General features: G+C 61.8%; 17 protein-coding genes and 2 pseudogenes. 13 read left to right on the plus strand and 6 right to left on the minus strand.

Annotated elements, in window-relative coordinates:
- The first annotated feature begins 242 nt into the window (after nt 1-242).
- Nucleotides 243-554, plus strand: a complete 312-nt coding sequence (locus ABIE53_RS10905; RefSeq protein ID WP_029968463.1) for a hypothetical protein — start codon at nt 243-245, stop codon at nt 552-554.
- Between the two features lie 74 nt (nt 555-628).
- Here ABIE53_RS10905 and ABIE53_RS10910 read toward each other — a convergent pair whose 3' ends face one another.
- Nucleotides 629-1,081: a cupin domain-containing protein gene (locus tag ABIE53_RS10910; RefSeq protein ID WP_114156139.1), complete on the minus strand. Its 453-nt coding sequence runs from the start codon at nt 1,079-1,081 to the stop codon at nt 629-631.
- Entirely contained in the window at nt 1,078-1,782 is a 705-nt protein-coding gene (locus ABIE53_RS10915; RefSeq protein WP_114156140.1) for an FMN-dependent NADH-azoreductase, read from the minus strand. Before ABIE53_RS10915 ends, ABIE53_RS10910 begins: the two co-directional genes overlap by 4 nt.
- Nucleotides 1,783-2,066: 284 nt before the next feature.
- On the opposite strand from ABIE53_RS10915, the gene ABIE53_RS10920 reads away from it, so the two are divergent.
- The gene (locus ABIE53_RS10920) at nt 2,067-3,539 is read left to right on the plus strand and encodes an HD domain-containing phosphohydrolase (RefSeq protein WP_107707773.1); all 1,473 of its coding nucleotides are present in this window, start codon (nt 2,067-2,069) and stop codon (nt 3,537-3,539) included.
- A 21-nt stretch (nt 3,540-3,560) separates the two neighbouring features.
- On the opposite strand, the gene ABIE53_RS10925 is transcribed toward ABIE53_RS10920, so the two are convergent.
- Both ABIE53_RS10925 and ABIE53_RS10930 read right to left on the minus strand, forming a co-directional pair.
- A complete protein-coding gene (locus tag ABIE53_RS10925; RefSeq protein WP_006049034.1) occupies nt 3,561-3,902 on the minus strand; it encodes a cupin domain-containing protein in 342 nt (113 codons plus the stop codon).
- A gap of 242 nt (nt 3,903-4,144) precedes the next feature.
- Nucleotides 4,145-4,732 carry a TetR/AcrR family transcriptional regulator gene (locus ABIE53_RS10930; protein ID WP_244230925.1) on the minus strand — a complete coding sequence of 196 codons (588 nt, stop codon included), beginning with the start codon at nt 4,730-4,732 and terminating at the stop codon, nt 4,145-4,147.
- Nucleotides 4,733-4,902: 170 nt separating this feature from the next.
- On the opposite strand from ABIE53_RS10930, the gene ABIE53_RS10935 reads away from it, so the two are divergent.
- The 6 genes and pseudogenes from ABIE53_RS10935 (at nt 4,903) to ABIE53_RS10960 (ending at nt 10,775) form a co-directional block, all read left to right on the plus strand.
- Complete coding sequence (locus tag ABIE53_RS10935; RefSeq protein WP_107707775.1) at nt 4,903-5,646, plus strand: SDR family NAD(P)-dependent oxidoreductase; 744 nt, start codon at nt 4,903-4,905, stop codon at nt 5,644-5,646.
- A gap of 274 nt (nt 5,647-5,920) precedes the next feature.
- Nucleotides 5,921-6,154, plus strand: coding sequence for a hypothetical protein (locus ABIE53_RS10940; RefSeq protein ID WP_244230926.1), 234 nt, complete (start codon nt 5,921-5,923; stop codon nt 6,152-6,154).
- A gap of 306 nt (nt 6,155-6,460) precedes the next feature.
- Nucleotides 6,461-7,257: pseudogene (locus ABIE53_RS10945) on the plus strand (gamma-glutamyl-gamma-aminobutyrate hydrolase family protein).
- Between the two features lie 30 nt (nt 7,258-7,287).
- Nucleotides 7,288-8,622 carry a glutamine synthetase family protein gene (locus tag ABIE53_RS10950; RefSeq protein ID WP_029968479.1) on the plus strand — a complete coding sequence of 445 codons (1,335 nt, stop codon included), beginning with the start codon at nt 7,288-7,290 and terminating at the stop codon, nt 8,620-8,622.
- Nucleotides 8,623-8,659: 37 nt separating this feature from the next.
- The gene (locus tag ABIE53_RS10955) at nt 8,660-10,096 is read left to right on the plus strand and encodes an aspartate aminotransferase family protein (RefSeq protein WP_107707776.1); all 1,437 of its coding nucleotides are present in this window, start codon (nt 8,660-8,662) and stop codon (nt 10,094-10,096) included.
- Between the two features lie 217 nt (nt 10,097-10,313).
- Entirely contained in the window at nt 10,314-10,775 is a 462-nt protein-coding gene (locus ABIE53_RS10960; protein WP_107707777.1) for a tellurite resistance TerB family protein, read from the plus strand.
- Here ABIE53_RS10960 and ABIE53_RS10965 read toward each other — a convergent pair.
- Nucleotides 10,748-11,629 (minus strand): LysR family transcriptional regulator, encoded by an 882-nt coding sequence (locus tag ABIE53_RS10965; protein WP_006049042.1) that lies wholly within the window; start codon nt 11,627-11,629, stop codon nt 10,748-10,750. The two genes, ABIE53_RS10960 and ABIE53_RS10965, sit on opposite strands and share 28 nt — an antisense overlap.
- 143 nt (nt 11,630-11,772) lie before the next feature.
- Between ABIE53_RS10965 and ABIE53_RS10970 the strand changes: the two genes are divergently transcribed.
- Complete coding sequence (locus ABIE53_RS10970) at nt 11,773-12,531, plus strand: TerC family protein (RefSeq protein ID WP_044020922.1); 759 nt, start codon at nt 11,773-11,775, stop codon at nt 12,529-12,531.
- 33 nt (nt 12,532-12,564) lie between these two features.
- Nucleotides 12,565-12,882: a TFIIB-type zinc ribbon-containing protein gene (locus ABIE53_RS10975; protein ID WP_107707778.1), complete on the plus strand. Its 318-nt coding sequence runs from the start codon at nt 12,565-12,567 to the stop codon at nt 12,880-12,882.
- Nucleotides 12,883-12,919: 37 nt separating this feature from the next.
- Here the strand turns inward: ABIE53_RS10975 and ABIE53_RS10980 are convergent, their stop codons facing one another.
- A complete protein-coding gene (locus ABIE53_RS10980; RefSeq protein WP_107707779.1) occupies nt 12,920-14,317 on the minus strand; it encodes an MFS transporter in 1,398 nt (465 codons plus the stop codon).
- A 424-nt stretch (nt 14,318-14,741) separates the two neighbouring features.
- On the opposite strand from ABIE53_RS10980, the gene ABIE53_RS10985 reads away from it, so the two are divergent.
- From ABIE53_RS10985 to ABIE53_RS10995, 3 genes and pseudogenes are all read left to right on the plus strand, one after another.
- A complete protein-coding gene (locus tag ABIE53_RS10985; protein ID WP_107707780.1) occupies nt 14,742-15,695 on the plus strand; it encodes a 2-hydroxyacid dehydrogenase in 954 nt (317 codons plus the stop codon).
- Nucleotides 15,696-15,818: 123 nt separating this feature from the next.
- Nucleotides 15,819-16,757, plus strand: a complete 939-nt coding sequence (locus tag ABIE53_RS10990; protein WP_114156141.1) for a LysR family transcriptional regulator — start codon at nt 15,819-15,821, stop codon at nt 16,755-16,757.
- 76 nt (nt 16,758-16,833) lie between these two features.
- A pseudogene (locus ABIE53_RS10995) lies at nt 16,834-17,746 on the plus strand (MBL fold metallo-hydrolase).
- Nucleotides 17,747-17,779: the final 33 nt, after the last annotated feature.

Genomic DNA, 17,779 nt, shown 5'->3' on the forward strand with positions numbered 1-17,779 from the left:
ACAGACTAGTCGCTCGGCCACGTTTCGGGAAGTGCTTTAAACAGTCCGCGCGCGGCAATGCGTCGAGGCCGCGGTCAGTAAGCGCACGCGGATTGTTCGGGCGAAGGCAACAGTGTTTTCGACCCATGAGGCTGATCTCCAGCGGCAGATTCCGGATAATTCGATTCGCGGAAAAACCATCTAACCGATCCGCGACGACTCCGTCGGCGGATCACGCAACGATCAGCAAACTCAGGTACATCATGTTGAATAAGCTACGCGATTGGGCGCGCGTCGCTCTCGCAGCGCTCGCGATAGGCGGCGCGCTTGCCGGCTGCGCATCGTCGACGCATGTCGTCGCAACCGATAAACCCGGCACGTACACGGTCGCGGCGAGCGCGACGGGCGGGCGCATGGCATGGGCCCGCGCACACGGCGAGGCGCTGAACGAAGCGCGCGATTATTGCGAGCGCCTCGGCATGCAAAGCAGTGTCAAGGAAGAATCGGTGAGCGGGGTGGCGATGCTGACGACGCACGCGTCTTCGCTGAACTTCGAATGTCATCCGAAGTTCTAGAACGAAGCGCGTGCGGCAGGGGTGTTGCGCGGTTGGCGCTGCGGTTGCCGCTTATTTTGCGGCTTATTGGTAGCTTATTTCTTGTGGTCGAACGTGACGAGCTTGTTGTCGTTTGTGTCCGCCACGAAAATGGCGAGGAGGCGGGCCGGCTCGGTATCGCTCGCATTTTCGCTGACGGTGTGATGCGCGCCCGGCTTCTCGATCCAGTGCTCGCCCGCATGGAACACCTGCGCTTCCTTGCCGTCGACGCCGCTGCGAATCGCGCCCGACAACACATACGCGACCACGAAAGCCTTTCCGTGCCGATGCGGCGACGACTTGCCGCCCGGCGCGTAATCGACCACCAGCGCCGTCATTTTCTTGCCGGGCACGTTGGCGATCGCTTCGGCGAAGGCAGGCGTGATAGTCTCGGCAGCGGCAGCGGCGGCGGCTTGGCCGGTTGAGTCGGCGGCAAGCGCGGGTTGTGAAGTGGCGAGCATGCCGAAACCGGCGAGCGTTGCCGCGGCAATCAGGGTGTGTAGTTTCATTGCGTCATCTCCGAGTCTGCGTCTTCATGTTGTGCGGCGTCTGCGTTATTCGCATGCGAAGCCGCGTTTGCCGAATTGGCCCAGCTAGCCGCCACTGCGGATAACTCGCCGCGTGCGCGTTCGAGCGCTTCGGCTCGTGCTTCCTGATTCGCGAACTGCAACGGCTGGGCATCGACGAACGTCGGCGCCGCGACGCCGAGAAATCCGAACGCGGCTTTGAGCGCGGGCGTGAGCGCGTCCATCGACGCGTACGGCGAGCCCGGCCGCAAGTCCGCGCCGCGGCTCGTGATGAACAGCACTTTCTTGCCCGCAAGCTGGCCGACGATGCGGCCGTCGTCGCCATGCTTATAGGTAACGCCGGCGCGCGAAATCGCGTCGACGAACGTCTTGAATGCGGACGGCATCGACCAGTTGTACATGGGCATCGCGAACACGAGCGCATCGGCGGCGAGCACGCGCTGGCAGAGCGCATCCGACGCCGCGAGCCGCGCCTTCATGGCCGGCGTGCGCTCGTGCGGCGCCGCGTAGATTGCGATCGCGAACGCTTCGTCGACGTGCTGCGGCGTATCGACGGAGACATCTAGATAATCGACTTCCAGGTCCGGGTGCCCGGCGCGCAGACGTTCAACAAAAAAACGGCTCAACGCCCGCGAGTTCGAACGCTCGCGTTTCGCGCTGGCATCGACATGCATGAGCTTCATCGTCGGTTCCTTCAGGGTTGAATGGATGATGTGAGATTAGTGTCTGGAGTGGCTTTGGGAAATGACCGGTTTTTGGGAAATTGAGGTGGCCAGTTCGCGGCTGCGGGCGGACATTTCTAAAAAGCTCTGACATGCGATTTGTTGATAATTTATCTTATGTCAAATCAACTATTCGACGGCGCGCACACTTCATCACCTCCGATCCACCAGGCACTGCGGTGCAGCGCTTCTAACCGTCGCGTATGATTGTTAGCCCATTCCGGCGACGTACCCTATCCCATCCGATGTTCGACCTTCAGACCAGCCACGCCACGCTGCGTATTTTCGATGCGGTAAGAGCTCTCGCTTTCATCGGCGATCTGAGCATGGGACAGCCGACCGATCATTCGTTGCGCACCGGTTGGCTGGCAGTACGGCTCGCACAAGCGGCCGGACTCGAGGCCTCGGCCTGCGACGCGGTCCGCGAGGTGTCGCTGCTACGTTGGTCGGGTTGCACGGCAAACGCGGCAGGGTTCGCAACAGTGTTCGGCGACGACATCGCGGTCCGGACCGCGATGCTCGAGAGCAGGCCCGGCATCGCGGAGACGATTGGCGGCGTCGGCGCCGCGATGATGCCTCTCGCGCAAACTCACTGCGAAGTATCCGGCGAGGTCGCGCGAATAATGGGGCTTTCGAGTGGGACCGAAACGGCGCTGCGCCACATTTTCGAAACCTGGGACGGCAGCGGCGTGCCCGCACAACTCGCCCGCGAGGCGGTGCCGATATCCGTACTCGTCGTCGCGCTTGCTGGCGACCTGGAGGTGTTCAGCCGCACATATGGAGTCGAAGCGGCGCTTGCGCTGATCGAACAACGCTCCGGCGCGCGGTATCCGGAGAGCCTCGTCGCAGTCGCGACGCGCCACGCCGGCAGTTGGCTGACGGAACTGGAGCGCCAGGCGCTGGATGATTTTGACGTCGTGCTCGCGACCGCCGATATGCAACGGACCACGTCGGCGGAATTGATCGCCGACATCATCGATCTGAAATTGCCGTGGATGACGGGCTTTTCACGTGCGGTCGCAGTGACGGCCGCCGAATGCTACGCACGATTCGCGTCGGATGACGCAGCAGGCGCGCTTGTCTATCGGGCTGGATTGATTCATGGCATCGGCAGGGCCGCCGTGCCGAATGAAGTGTGGAACCTACCTACTCGCTTGTCGCCGAGCGCCTGGGAAAAGGTGCGGCTCGTGCCCTACTGGACGGAACGCGCCGGCAAGCAAACCGGCTCGCTCGGCGAAGCCACCGTGCTTGCGTCCCATGCGTACGAGCGGCAAGACGGCTCGGGGTATTTTCGCGGCGTGCGCGACCCGGCATTGACGTTGGAGGCTCGTGTGCTGGCTGCGTCGGTGGCATGGGTTGCGTTGCGCTCGACGCGCCCGTGGCGCGCCGCGCTGACCGATGAGGCGGCCGCACACGTGCTGCAAGACGAGGCTGCCAATGGCCGGCTATGCCGCGAGGTGGTGGACGCGCTGGTGGCGGAACGGATCCCCGTCGCAAGGCGCGCGGCAAGAAGTGTGTCACATGGTCCGCGTCTGTCTGCGAGAGAGATCGACGTCCTGCGTGCGATCTCGCGAGGTGCGAGCAACAAGCAAGCCGCGCAGGAATTGACGATGAGTCCGAGCACGGTGCGCACCCACGTCGAGAGCGTGTTTCGCAAGCTCGAGTGTTCGACACGCGCGGCAGCAACACTCAAGGCGTCGACGATGGGCCTGATCTAGCTGCATGGCGTTGCCCTGCCCTCAGCGAGACGATCCGGCCAGCACAATGTCCGGGACGCCGCCCGCCTGGACCGTGAGATAGACGACATCCTCATTTGTCTCGTTCTTGACGTGGTGAACGGTGCCCGGATCAACCGAGTAAAATTCGCGCACCTCGGTGCTCTGAACCTGACCGTCGATATTCAACTCGACGGTCAAGACGCCCCGGATCACGAGAAACCGGTCACTGACATTCGTGTGGTGATGCCATTGCGTTTCACCGCCGGCTTGAACCGTCGTTTGCAGGATCGAGCACCCTTCCTCGCGCAATAGCGTCTTGTACTGCACCTTGCCGTTGGCAAGCGGAATATCGTTGTCATTCATTTCATTCTCCGATGCGAGTCAGTAGCGTGTTGTGTCGCCGCGGCTCCAACGGCATCATGGCAGCCGACTGATCGCTGAGGTATCGGTCGAATGACCGATACGCGCGAGCGTGCCTCTAAAGCACGTTTCCGTTCCAGTCGAAAGAAGCCGGAATAGCGAAATTCTGCGCGCCTGAAAACACCTTGACGCGAAGCGAAGCCGGTTTTCAAGCCCAGCGAGATACTCCGCTGTCCGAATCAATGTTAATCAGGCTTTGCATGTGTGTCGCAGTGACGAACCAGCGCCTCCCATCCCGCCATCGTCATCTCAGCGACGGCCTGGAGTTCTGCTCTTTCGGCGCCGTCCCGCGCCCGGATCGCCATACCGCTTTGTACTGTTTGCAGGAACCTCGCGAGTTTCGCTATATCCACGGACCCCGGCAACTCACCCTCGGCAACGGCCCTTTCCAGGCGCGACACGAGCACATCAAACGCTCCACCTCGCGCGGCCCGCATCAAGTCGCCGAGCTCGGCATGGCCGTCGCTTCCGACGCTCCCCAGTGTGACCATGCAGCCGTGCGGCAGACCGCAATCGGCCCCAGTCATCGCCACGGCTGAGTCCCACAGATAGGCGAACGCCGCTTCGCGTGCTGTGACCGCCTTGCGAAAGCTTCCCAGCACCAGATGCTCGTAGGTCTCCGAGTAAAACCGCATCGCTTCGGCATATAGCTCGTCTTTCGATCCGAAAGCGGCATAGAGGCTGGTCGGGCCGACGCCGAGCGCATTGGTCAGGTCTGCGATTGAGGTCGCCTCATAACCCTTGATCCAAAAAAGCCTCATGGCTTGCGCCAATGCAGCCTCGCGATCGAAAGCGCGTGGCCTGCCGCGGCCACGAAGTGGGCGTCCAACGGTGCTCGGAGATTTCTCTGATTTTTTTTGCATCGATCACTACACAAATATCTTGACTGTCCGTACCGCCGATTTTACCATTTGTGCATCGATCACTACATAAAAGGCGGACAATGAACAACAATCTAGTCGGAAAACGGGCATTGGTTACCGGCGGGTCCCGGGGCATCGGCGCCGCGATCGCACTTGCGCTTGCAGAAGAAGGCGCGGACGTTGCGCTAACGTTTCAGAACTCAGCCGGGCGCGCGCAGGCAGTCGTGGCGTCAATCGAGAAGCTAGGCCGCCGCGGTGTCGCGATCCAAGCCGACATTGCCGATCCGGCCGCCATCAGGCGATCGGTCGATGAGGCCGTTGGCGCGCTGGGTGGGCTCGACATTCTCGTCAACAACGCTGCCATCGCTCGCTACAACACGATCGCCGACTTCGACCTGGCGGACATCGACGCTCTCCTTGCGGTCAACGTCCGCGGTCCCATTCTCGCGACGCAGGCAGCCATCCCTCACCTCAAAGCGGGCGGTCGGATCATCACGATCGGCTCCGCCGGAGCTGATCGCATCGTGGGCGCAGCGGGAACGGTCTACTACATGACCAAGTCCGCACTACAGTCGTTGACACGCGGGCTGGCTCAGGAACTGGGCCCGAAAGACATCACTGCCAACCTCGTTCAACCGGGCTCGACCGATACCGAAATGAACCCGGCTAATGGCGAGAGCGCGGACTTCCAACGCAGCCTCGCGCCGCTCGGGCGCTTCGCCGCGCCGGCTGACATCGCTGCGGCCGTCACGTTTCTTGCGAGCCCGGCGGCAAGGCATGTCACTGGAACAATTCTCACGGTCGACGGGGGCTTGCTGACTTAGGTCGGTAATGCACGATTTTTCGGCGCTCCAAAATTGCCGAGTGCATACATCCCAACAATCCACCGGCGCCCACCAATCCAGAAAACAATTTGACGGCATCACCGGCTCGTATATGCTGGTTAACAGGCGATCGTGATACCGCCGTCGGAAAACACGTTCATCATGTTTTCCGACGCAGCGAATACACGATCATCCGACGCGCAGCTTCTGTCAATGCCCCGTGCGATCAAGGCAGCGTGTTCAATACGTTCAACGTCGCTAATCGAGTGTCATCGTGAGAGTCCGTGGCCCTTTGGTGAGATGGAACCGCAGTCACGCGAGTCGTCCGCGCGCTGACGGCGCCATCGCCAACGGCAGCAGCGGCAGCCTTGCGTTCCGCCGCTTCCTGTCCGTCTTCAAGATCGTCTTTACAATCATCTCCCGCCGTTCAGTTCGGCGTCACAACTCTATCTCCGCGCGCGCCTTCATCGCGGTGCGTACAGACGAAGTCGCGTCGCTGTTGCCCTAGCGCCTCCCTCCTTTTTGCCGTTCGATCCGTCCGTCTGCGTGAACGCGTTCGCCTGAATCGCGCGTTTGCTTGCGTGCGCCGTTGCCTGACGTCCATCCGTCGCGCACGCGTGCGCCCGCTCGCGCATCGCGGCGGGCGGCATCGAACGGCTCATCAGATCGTCACGCGCGGCGCGTTCCGTTGACGGCGACCGCCTGCCCTGCTCCGAAGCCTTGAAGCAGGCCGTGCGGCCGCGAACTCGCGCCCCGCCGTGTTTCGAAGAATGTCGCGCCGCATTTCGTGGCCGGATAAACACATCTATTCGTTATGCGAACTAAACCACTGGTTGCCATCAGCGCCGACAGAACGACGATAGGCATGCATCCATCACACGTGGCCGGCGAAAAATACATCGCAGCGATCGTGGATGGCTCGCGAGCGCTCGCCATGCTGCTGCCCGCGTTCGGCGAGCGTCAATCGGCGCAAGACGTACTGGCCACTGTCGACGGCCTCCTCTTCACCGGCAGCTATTCAAATGTCGAGCCGCAACGCTACGGCGGCGAGCCGCACGAACCGGACACGCTCTACGACGCGGCCCGCGACTCAACGACGCTGCCTTTGCTGCGCGCCGCAATGGAAGCCGGCGTGCCCGTACTCGCCATATGCCGAGGATTCCAGGAAATCAACGTGGCGTTCGGCGGAACGTTGCATCAAAGCGTGCATACGAGTGCGGGCTTTGCCGACCATCGCGAGAACAAAGCAGACAGCCTCGACGTGCAATACGCGCCCTCTCATTCTATTTCTCTCGCGCCAGGCGGCTTATTGCAGCGCCTCGCATGCGGCGCAAATGAAGCGCGCGTGAATTCATTGCACGGCCAGGGCATCGAGCGATTGGGCGCGGGCCTCGCGATTGAAGCCACCGCGCGCCGGACGGGCTGATCGAAGCGGTCAGCGTAAAAAACGCGCGTGCTTTCGCGCTTGGCGTGCAGTGGCACCCCGAGTGGAAGCATGCGAGCGACGCGCTCTCCACCGCGATTTTTCGTGCGTTCGGCGACGCGTGCCGCAACCGGCTACGCATGACGACGAGTTACGGCGCGTCATCCGTCGCCGCGAAGCAAGGCTAACAGTAGCGCTATAAAACCGAGAGAAAAATCATGCATGACATCGACGATTTTCTGAAGAAGCACCATGTGACTGAAATCGAAGCGATCATTCCCGACATGGCCGGCATCGCGCGCGGCAAGATCATTCCGCGCAGCAAGTTCGAATCCGGCGAGTCGATGCGCTTGCCGCAAGCGGTAATGATCCAGACCGTCACCGGCGATTATCCGGACGACGGCACGCTGACCGGCGTCACCGATCCGGACATGGTGTGCGTTCCGGACGCCACGACAATCCGAATGATTCCCTGGGCCGTCGATCCAACCGCTCAGGTGATTCACGACTGCGTGCACTTCGACGGCACGCCCGTTGCCATCTCGCCGCGCCGCGTGTTGCGCCGTGTGCTGGAGTTGTATCGCGCGAAAGGTTGGAAGCCCGTCATCGCGCCCGAACTCGAGTTCTATCTGGTCGACATGAACAAGGACCCGGACCTGCCCTTGCAACCGCCGATCGGCCGAACCGGACGTCCCGAGACCGGACGCCAGTCCTATTCGATAGAAGCGGTCAACGAGTTCGACCCGCTCTTCGAAGACATTTACGAGTACTGCGAGGTGCAGGAACTCGAAGTCGATACGCTGATTCACGAAGTGGGCGCCGCGCAAATGGAGATCAACTTCATGCATGGCGATCCGTTGAAACTCGCGGACAGCGTGTTCCTCTTCAAGCGCACGGTGCGTGAAGCCGCCTTGCGTCACAAGATGTACGCGACGTTCATGGCGAAGCCAATGGAAAGCGAGCCGGGGTCGGCGATGCATATGCACCAGAGCCTCGTCGATGAAGAAACCGGCCGCAATCTTTTCACCGCCGCGGACGGCAAGCCGACCTCGCTTTTCACGAGCTATATCGCCGGTTTGCAGAAATACACGCCGGCATTGATGCCGATTTTCGCGCCGTACATCAACTCGTATCGGCGGCTGTCGCGCTTCATGGCCGCGCCGATCAACGTCGCGTGGGGCTACGACAACCGCACAGTCGGCTTTCGTATTCCGCATTCCGGGCCCGCCGCGCGCCGCATAGAAAACCGCATTCCGGGCGTGGATTGCAACCCGTACCTCGCGATTGCGGCGACGCTCGCGGCCGGCTATCTGGGCATCACGCAAAGACTCGAAGCCACCGAGCCGCTGCTTAGCGACGGCTATGAATTGCCCTATCAATTGCCGCGCAATCTCGAAGAGGGTCTAACGTTGATGAGCGCATGCGAACCCATTGCCGAAGTACTCGGCGAAAAATTCGTGAAGGCCTACCTCGCATTGAAAGAGACCGAATACGAAGCGTTTTTCCGCGTGATCAGTTCGTGGGAACGCCGGCATTTGCTGCTGCACGTCTAACGCACACAAAGCCAACAAGCCAAACACTGGAGGCAACATGAGTTACCGGACAGAAGACATCGCTTACATGCAGCCGGCGCAATTCGCGGCGAACACGCCTGCCGCGCAGCAACGCACTACCGCCGATTTCCGCGCACTCGATGCCGCTCACCACATTCATCCGTTCTCTGATATGGGCGCGCTCAATCGCAGCGGCAGTCGCGTGATCGTGAAAGCGCACGGCGTGTATCTGTGGGATTCGGATGGCAACAAAATTATCGACGGCATGGCGGGTCTTTGGTGCGTCAACGTCGGATACGGGCGCAAGGAACTCGCGGATGCGGCCTATCGGCAGATGCAGGAACTGCCCTACTACAACACGTTCTTCAAGACCACGCACCCGCCGATAATCGAGTTGTCTGCCTTACTCGCCGAACTCGCGCCCGAGCCGTTCAATCACTTTTTCTACTGCAATAGCGGCTCGGAAGGCAACGATACGGTGCTGCGCATCGTTCATCAATACTGGGCCACGCAGCGCCGGCATTCGAAGAAGATCGTGATTGCGCGCAGAAACGGTTATCACGGCTCGACCATCGCAGGCGCGACGCTCGGCGGCATGGGTTATATGCATGAGCAGATGCCGTCGAAAGTCGAGAACATCGTGCATATCGATCAACCGTATTTCTTCGGCGAAGCAGAAAGCGGCCAGACGCCCGAGGAATTCGCGCTGGCTCGCGCGCAGCAACTCGAAGCAAAGATCCTCGAATTTGGCGCTGAAAACGTGGCCGCGTTTATCGGCGAGCCGTTCCAGGGCGCGGGCGGCGTGATCTTTCCCGCGTCGACTTATTGGCCGGAAATTCAGCGTATTTGCCGCAAATACGACGTGCTGCTAGTCGCGGACGAAGTGATCGGCGGATTCGGGCGCACCGGCGAATGGTTCGCTCATCAGCACTTTGGTTTCGAGCCCGATCTCATCACGCTCGCCAAGGGGCTCACGAGCGGCTATGTGCCGATGGGCGCCGTCGGTTTGCACGATCGCATCGCAACCGCGATTATCGACAACGGCGAGTTCAATCACGGCCTCACCTACTCCGGTCATCCCGTGGCCGCAGCCGTTGCGGTAGCGAACCTCAGGTTGCTGCGCGACGAGAACATTGTCGAGCGCGTGAAGACGGACACCGGTCCGTACTTCCAGAAAAAACTGCGTGAGACGTTCGCCAATCATCCGATTGTCGGCGACATTGCCGGCGCCGGACTCGTGGCCGGCTTGCAACTCGCGGAACAACCTGCATCGCGCAAACGCTTTGCGAATGGCGGCGATGTCGGCACGCTCTGCCGCGACTTCTGCTTCAACGGCAATCTGATCATGCGCGCAACCGGCGACCGCATGCTGCTGTCGCCGCCGCTCGTGATCAGCAGGGAGGAAATCGACGAGATCGTTGCGAAGGCGAAAAAGGCCGTCGATGCGACAGCACGGCAACTGGGCCTTTTATAACGGACTGCGGCTTCAGGCATGCGCGCATGCGTCAGGCACGCGCATGCCGCCGACGCTCACGCCGACGCCGACGCTGAAAACCGCGCGGCAACGGCGGTTCGTGACACTTCGCATTTTCCGCACCTTAACTTCGCGATTGACAGGTTTATCCGATACGGATACTGCCGCAGACTGGGCTCATCATCAACACGGACATTGTCCGAGAAAGGACCCGATCATGCGAAGCTATCCGCTTAACAGCAAAGAGGCAGCAGCGCGTATCGTCGCGCTTGCGCTCACTTCGGACGGCCATGTGTGCAGTTCGGAAGAACGCGCACTCGAGAAGCTCGACATAGCCGGCGAACTCGGCCTCGCGCCGGCGCAGTTCGCGCAGATCCTGCAGACGCTGTGCGAGGACCGCTCGATCGCGCAGCTATCGTCCGCGCCACCGATGGGCCGCCTGGACACCGCGCTGCTCGCCACGCTGATCGACGAAATAGACGATCCCGCGCTGCGCCGCAAGGTCATCCGCCTATGCGTCGCGGTGACGGTCGCTGACGACTATCTCGCGGACGGCGAAATCGCGCTGCTCGCCGCGGTGTTCGATGCGTGGGGACACCAACTGAAACCGGTCGCACGTCGCCACGGCTTTCCGTCGCATGTGATGCGCAACTACGAGCGCGCGCTCGCCATCACCTGAGAAGCCAGCGCATGATGCTGCCCGCGGCGCGAGCGGATTGCGTGAATCTCTTCGACCACGCCGTCCGCGCGGCCGAGCGGGCGCAAACCGCGCAGCAGCGACAACTCTTCCGCGCCCAGTTCGGCGAGCGGAAACACGCCGAGGCCGCGCGCGGCGAAGACGGCCATCAGCGCGCTGTCCTCGAACTCGCCGACGACGCGCGGCCGGATGCCGTGCGAATCGAACCAGCGATCGAGCCGCGCTCGCAACGCGGCGTGACGCGTGGGCAGTAGCACGGGCAAATCGGCAAGACAGTGCGGAAAACTCGCGCGCGCGGATTTGCGCACGATTTCCGCAGGACCGTACCAGTCGACGGGCGAGCCGACGAGCCGCTGACTCAGCACACGCAGATCGGAATTGTGCGGCGCCGGCTGGCAAGCGAGCACCAGATCGAGCCGATGCAGCGCGAGCTCGGACAGCAACTGCGCGGGCTCTCCCTCGTGACACAGCAGCCTGAGCGACGGCGTGCCGAGCACGGGCGCGAGAAGCGCATGCGCCGCGAGCTTTGAAATGCCATCGGACAGGCCGACCGCAAGGCGCGCGACGCCTTCGCCGCCCGCCTCTTGCATGTCGTCGAGCAGCGCCTCGCCGAGCTGAAAAATCTGCTCCGCGCGGCTGAACGCGGTCTCACCGGCTTCGGTCATCGCGACGCCGCGGCCGGCCGGTTTCAGCAATTGCCGCCCGATGGATTTTTCGAGTTCGCGCACCTGCGCGCTGATGGTCTGAACCGCCATATCGAGCCGCTCGGCTGCGCGCGCAAAGCCGCCCTCCTTCACGACGATCCAGAAATAGTACAGGTGACGGTAGTTGAGCATGGCACGGCCGATATAAATTAGCTTCGGAAAAACTGATATGTCGATCAGCTTAACACTGGTTTATCCGATCCACGCATTGGGCGATCATGATCGCTATCGCATCGCTATTCCACCGTTATTCAACCCCATTCGCCGACAAACTCATGGACACCCTGCTCACACTCGCTGCCGATCCCGCCGCATGGGTCGCGCTTCTCACGCTCGTCGTGATGGAGATCGTGCTCGGCATCGACAACCTGATCTTCATCTCGATCCTCAGCAACAAGCTGCCCGTGGCGCAGCGTGCGCGCACGCAGCGTCTCGGCATCATGCTCGCGCTCGTGCTGCGGCTCGGCCTGCTCGGCACGGTCGCATGGATCGCGCAACTGACCGCGCCCGCGATCACGCTGTTCGACCACGCGTTTTCATGGCGCGATTTGATTCTGCTTGGCGGCGGCCTGTTCCTCGTGTGGAAAGCGACGCGTGAAATGCACCATCACGTCGTGCACGCGCAGGCGGACCACGAAGACCGCAGCGCGGGCAGCACCGTTCAGTTGACCGTGGCGAGCGCCATCGGCCAGATCCTGCTGCTCGATATCGTGTTTTCAGTCGACAGCATCATCACGGCGGTCGGCATGACCGACCATTTGCCGATCATGTTCCTCGCGGTCATCAGCGCGGTCATGGCGATGCTGTTCGCGGCGCGCCCGCTGTCGCAATTCATCGACCGCAATCCGACCATCGTCACGCTCGCATTGAGCTTCCTGCTCGTGATCGGCATGACGCTGATTGCGGAAGGCTTTGGAACGCATGTGCCGAAGGCCTATATCTACGTGGCGATGGCTTTCTCCGCGTTCGTCGAGGCAGTGAACATGCTCGTGCGCCGCTCGAAGTCGAAGCGCGCTGCGGGCACCGCTCGATGAGCGTTTCCACCTCTCGTAACAAGGAGCGACACCATGAAATGCCCTGCTTGCAAAACGCCTGACCTGCTGATGACCGAGCGCCGCTCGATCGAAATCGACTACTGTCCCCAGTGCCGCGGCGTGTGGCTCGACCGCGGCGAGCTCGACAAGCTGATCGCGCAAGACGCCGCCGAAACAGCCGCGCCAGCCGCGCCAGCCCCGCCTGCCCACGCGCGCCCGAGCCACGACGACTATCGGGATCGCGATCGCGGGCATGTCTACGACGATCAACGCCGTTACGACGATCATCGATCGGGTTATCGGACGCACAAGAAAAAGCGCTCGATTTTCGACGTGTTCGACTTCGATTGAGCGCTTAAACCTGCGTCATACGCCTCGCGTGGCCCTGCTACTTCGCGCGCGCTTGCGGCCCGTCACCGCGCCGCGTCGCAATCGGCTCGGCCACGCTGAAGAGCAGCAGCAGACACAGCAGCGCCGTGCCGACCATATACAGAAACACGCTCGTCCAACTGAACTTGTCGAGCAGAATGCCGACGACAAGCGGAGCGCATGCGCCGCCAATCTGCCCGACACAGTTAACGATGCCGAAGGCCGTCGGATAAGTGGACTTGGTCGCGAGTCCCATCGGGTACGCGGAATAACCGGCGAAGCCGATGCCAAGCATCAGGCCCGCGAGCATCAGCGCGACGCCGAGATACGCGACGCTGTCCGGCGCGTCGATCAGCAGCAGCATCATCAGCATGGTGCCGAGCGCGCCGAGCATCATCATCGGCTTGCGGCGGCCGGCGAGCAGCCGGTCCGATATGACGCCGCCGAGCATGTTGCCGGCCACCGCGCCGATAAACGGCGCCGACGCGAGAAAGCCCATTTTTACCGACGCAAAACCCTTGACCGTGACGAGGTACGTCGGCATCCACGACATGAAAATATTGCCGATGCCGATCATGCAGCCATAGCCGATCGCGACGCCCAGAATATTCCACGATCCGAACACCTGGCGGATCGTCTCGAGTTGCGCGACAGGCCTGGTCCGATTGAACGCGTCGAGATACGGAATACGCGCGACTTCATTGCGGCGCGACGCGGTGGCGCCCCGGCCCTGGCGCGGGGTATCGTCGGCGATATAGCGCTGCTCGGCTTCCGAACAGAAGCGGTTTTCACTGGGCGAATTCGTGACGAGAACCATCCACACGACAGCAAGCACAAGGCCCGGCACCGCGAAAACATAAAAGATCTCGCGCCATCCCCACAACTGGATCACGACGATGCACACCGACGGCACGATCAGCGGCCCGAGCTTGGACGCGGCGATCCACAGGCCGGTGGCCGTGCCCTTCTCTTTCGCGGGAAACCAGCGGTTGATCACGTTCGTGCAGCCGATCCCCAACGGACCCTCGGATAACCCGAGACCGACGCGGTACGCCTGGAGCAGAAACACCGACGACGTCGTGCCCATCAGCCCGGTAAATACCGACGTGAGAATCATGAAGACCGAAAACAGAAAGCCCGTGGTCTTTTCACTGAGCCGCTTGTAAAGCAGGCCGACGGGTATCTGCACGAAGCCGTACGCAAACGAAAAGAGACTCACGATGAGTCCCGCCTGCGTGTTCGTGATGCCGTATTCCTTTTTCAGGTACGGCAGCGCAAAGCCGAAATTGGCGCGGTCCGCGCAGGCAATCGCCCAGATGCAGAAGATCAGCCCCATCACGATCCAGCGGTGGCCCGTGCGCTTTTGCGCAAGCGGCGCGGCTTTCGCATCCGCGACCACACTCTCCGCATTATTCATGGCGAGTCCCTCGCGAGCTTGCGTCGGGACGGGAATGCAATTGCGAGTGCAACGGCGGGTGCATCGGTAAAAAACCTGATGCAGCGAGAGGCGTCATGCAGCGGCATGTTTTCACGCTTTGTCTCCGATGTATTTAGAACTTATTAGCCGCTTCCCTTGAGGAAGCAGCCGAAGGAATGCTCCTTCCGATGCTTCGATTCTGCGGGCGGTGTCATGGGCCGTCCAATCTTTTCTCGCTATTAATTGATGCCTGGATTGAATCACCGGCGAGCGCGCCGTTACGCTTCGATCCGTGGATCAACTGATAGCGTTTTGGGATTGGACGCGATTCGTGAAAGGGCCCATCATCCGCCGACATCGCGACTGGATGCGTGCGCCGCTCGCCGCGCCGGCCGGATCGTCGACTACAACAAGGAGCGCCGCTTTGAAACCGAACATTCTGCAACTGAACCCCATTCTGATTCCCGCGATCAACGACACGCTCGCATCGCGCTACACGGTGCATCGCCTCTTCGAACAAAATGATAAGGATGCCTATATCAGTGAGCACGGCGCGTCGATCCTAGGCGTTATCACAGGCGGCCACACCGGCATTTCGAACGACCTGATCGAGCGCTTGCCCGCTCTGGAAGTGATCGCGGTCAACGGCGTGGGCACCGATGCAGTGGATCTGGCATTCGCGCGCTCCCGCGGCATTCCGGTGACAGCGACGTTCGGTGCGTTGACGGAAGATGTCGCCGACCTCGCGATTGGTCTGATGCTCGCGGTATGCCGCGAAATCTGCGCGGGCAACGAGTTCGTCAAATCGGGCAACTGGCAGAAGAATCCGCATCCGGGCGCGTTGCCGCTGTCGCGCCGCTTGAGCGGCAAGCGCGTCGGTATCGTCGGAATGGGCAAGGTTGGGCGTGCGATTGCGCAGCGCGCGAGCGCGTTCAACTGCCCGATCTCATACACGGATTTGCGCCGCATGGACGATGTGCCGCATCCGTTCGTCGCCGATCTGCTGTCGCTCGCGCGCGGTTGCGATTTTCTCGTGCTGGCCGCCGCCGCCGACAAGGCGCAAGGCATCGTCAATGCCGCCGTGCTCGATGCGCTCGGCAAGAACGGCTACCTGATCAACGTCGCGCGCGGCAAGCTCGTCGTGGAAAGCGACCTCGTGCAGGCGCTGCAAGGCGGCGTGATCGCGGGCGCGGGACTCGACGTGTTCGTCGACGAACCAAACGTGCCGCCCGCGCTCTTCGACATGGACCGCGTTGTTTTGCAGGCGCATCGCGCGAGCGCCACGGTCGAATCGCGCACCGCGATGGGCGAAATGGTGCTGGCAAGCCTCGAACAGGCGCTCGCCGGGCAGCGTCCCGAGGGCAGTCTCACGACGTGATGCAGCGACCTGACGCAGCGACGTGATGCAGCACCGGCCCGCGGCTCGCCGCGGCGTCCGGATCGGATGGGGAGCGCGCGCACCTATAATGAGCGTCGACTTCCCTTCCATGCCGATACAAGAATGCTCGATCTCGGACAAGTGCGTTGCTTCGTCGCCGCGGCGACAGAACTGAATTTCAGACGCGCTGCCGCGCTGCTGCACATGACCCAGCCGCCATTGAGCAGACAGATTCAACTGCTCGAGGACAACCTCGGCGTGAAGCTGTTCGAACGCATTGGCCGCACCGTCAAGCTGACCACCGAAGGCCGCGTGTTTCTCGCCGACGCGACGCGTCTGCTCAATCTTGCCGAGCAGGCCGAAAGCACCGTACGGCGCGCGAGCAAGGGCAAGACGGGGCGCGTGCGGCTCGGTTTCACTGGCGCGGCCGGTTATGAGCTGATTCCCGAGTTGCTGGTCGCCGCCGCCGACGTGCTGCCCGAGATCGACGTCGTACTGCTCGAACTCGTTTCCGCCGCGCAGATCGAAGCGTTCGCCGCGAATGCAATCGACCTCGGCTTTCTGCGTCCGTTGCAATCGAGGCAAAAGCTGGAGTTTCTTCTCGTCGACGAAGAGCCGTTGATCGTCGCGCTGCCGAGGCGCCACGCGTTGTGCCAGTTCGAGCGGATCGAACTGAAGCAGCTCGACGAGCAGCCGTTCATCATGCATTCGCCCGCGCAAGGCAAATACTTTCATGACCGCATCATGGGCATGCTCGCGGCCGAAGGCGTGAATCTGAACATCGCGCAATACATCGATCAGACGCCCACGATTCTGTCGCTGGTTCGCGCGGGACTCGGCCTCGCGATTCTGCCCGCGTCTGCGCAACGGTTTCATTACGACAATGTCGAGTTCCGGCATATCGCCGGCAACACGATCCACGCGGAAATGAGCATGGCCTGGCGCGCGGATCAGGACAATCCCGCCGTCACCGCATTCCGCCTGATGGCCGCGGAATATTTCGCGAATGTGGCGAATGTGGCGAACGTCACTAACGCGAAGCGAGCCGCGCCGAACCCATAGCAGCTCTCGCACGACCAGGTATAGCGCTTGCGCGACGTTGCATCACTCCTTCCCCTTCCGTTACGGGACGAATGCGATGATCGTGCACCATCTCAACTGCATTTCGACCTGCCCGCTGGGCGGCCGCCTGATGGACGGACGCACGCGTTCGCTCGCCGAGCGCGGGTTGCTCACCTGCCACTGCCTGCTGGTCGAAACTTCCGCGGGGCTCGTGCTGGTCGACACCGGCTTCGGTCTGCGCGACGTCGCCGATCCGCGCTCGCGGATCAGCCGTTTTTTTCTCGGACTCGTGAGCCCGGATTTTCCGCGAGGAAATGACCGCGATCCGCCAGATTCAGCGGCTCGGTTTCGATCCGCGCGACGTCACGCATATCGTGCTGAGCCATCTCGACTTCGATCATGCGGGCGGCCTCGACGACTTTCCGCACGCCACCGTGCACCTGTTGCGCGTCGAGCGCGATTACGCGTTCGAGCAAAGAACGTGGATGGACCGGCAGCGGTTTCGTCCGCAGCAGTGGTCGACGTCCGCGAAATGGCGCGTGTATCAGGCAAGCGAAGGCGAAACGTGGAATGGCTTTTCGCGCGTGCAGCAATTCGACGGACTGCCGCCCGAATTGCTCGTCGTGCCGTTGCGCGGACACACGTTCGGTCATGCGGGCATCGCCGTAAATACGACGGGCGACCGGTGGCTGTTCAACGCGGCCGACGCCTATTTCCATCACGCCGAAATGCATGCAAAACCGCATTGCACGCCGGGGCTGCGCTTTTATCAGTGGATGCTCGAAAAAGATCGCGCGGCGCGCTTCGATAATCAAAGCCGGTTGCGCGACCTCGCATTGACGAGCCAGGCGGTGAGCGTGTTTTGCAGTCACGACGTGACCGAGTTCGAACGGCTCGCGAAGCGTCCCGCGAACATGCCGGCGCGCCGGGCCGTCGACACCACTGCCGCCCCGCACGCGGCCTGGTCGTCCGACAATCGCACGGCCTAGCGCCGTCAACAAAAGAACAGACAACAACGAAGA

Source organism: Paraburkholderia sp. OAS925, assembly GCF_040543975.1.
Classification (GTDB): domain Bacteria; phylum Pseudomonadota; class Gammaproteobacteria; order Burkholderiales; family Burkholderiaceae; genus Paraburkholderia; species Paraburkholderia graminis.

Bases quoted from the DNA above. Each gene is read 5' to 3' on its own strand.
- ABIE53_RS10915 (WP_114156140.1), bottom strand. From the start codon at position 1,782: ATGAAGCTCATGCATGTCGATGCCAGCGCGAAACGCGAGCGTTCGAAC.
- ABIE53_RS10910 (WP_114156139.1), bottom strand. From the start codon at position 1,081: ATGAAACTACACACCCTGATTGCCGCGGCAACGCTCGCCGGTTTCGGC.
- ABIE53_RS10960 (WP_107707777.1), top strand. From the start codon at position 10,314: ATGCGAAGCTATCCGCTTAACAGCAAAGAGGCAGCAGCGCGTATCGTC.
- ABIE53_RS10925 (WP_006049034.1), bottom strand. From the start codon at position 3,902: ATGAATGACAACGATATTCCGCTTGCCAACGGCAAGGTGCAGTACAAG.
- ABIE53_RS10935 (WP_107707775.1), top strand. From the start codon at position 4,903: ATGAACAACAATCTAGTCGGAAAACGGGCATTGGTTACCGGCGGGTCC.
- ABIE53_RS10955 (WP_107707776.1), top strand. From the start codon at position 8,660: ATGAGTTACCGGACAGAAGACATCGCTTACATGCAGCCGGCGCAATTC.
- ABIE53_RS10920 (WP_107707773.1), top strand. From the start codon at position 2,067: ATGTTCGACCTTCAGACCAGCCACGCCACGCTGCGTATTTTCGATGCG.
- ABIE53_RS10990 (WP_114156141.1), top strand. From the start codon at position 15,819: ATGCTCGATCTCGGACAAGTGCGTTGCTTCGTCGCCGCGGCGACAGAA.
- ABIE53_RS10965 (WP_006049042.1), bottom strand. From the start codon at position 11,629: ATGCTCAACTACCGTCACCTGTACTATTTCTGGATCGTCGTGAAGGAG.
- ABIE53_RS10970 (WP_044020922.1), top strand. From the start codon at position 11,773: ATGGACACCCTGCTCACACTCGCTGCCGATCCCGCCGCATGGGTCGCG.
- ABIE53_RS10980 (WP_107707779.1), bottom strand. From the start codon at position 14,317: ATGAATAATGCGGAGAGTGTGGTCGCGGATGCGAAAGCCGCGCCGCTT.
- ABIE53_RS10975 (WP_107707778.1), top strand. From the start codon at position 12,565: ATGAAATGCCCTGCTTGCAAAACGCCTGACCTGCTGATGACCGAGCGC.
- ABIE53_RS10950 (WP_029968479.1), top strand. From the start codon at position 7,288: ATGCATGACATCGACGATTTTCTGAAGAAGCACCATGTGACTGAAATC.
- ABIE53_RS10905 (WP_029968463.1), top strand. From the start codon at position 243: ATGTTGAATAAGCTACGCGATTGGGCGCGCGTCGCTCTCGCAGCGCTC.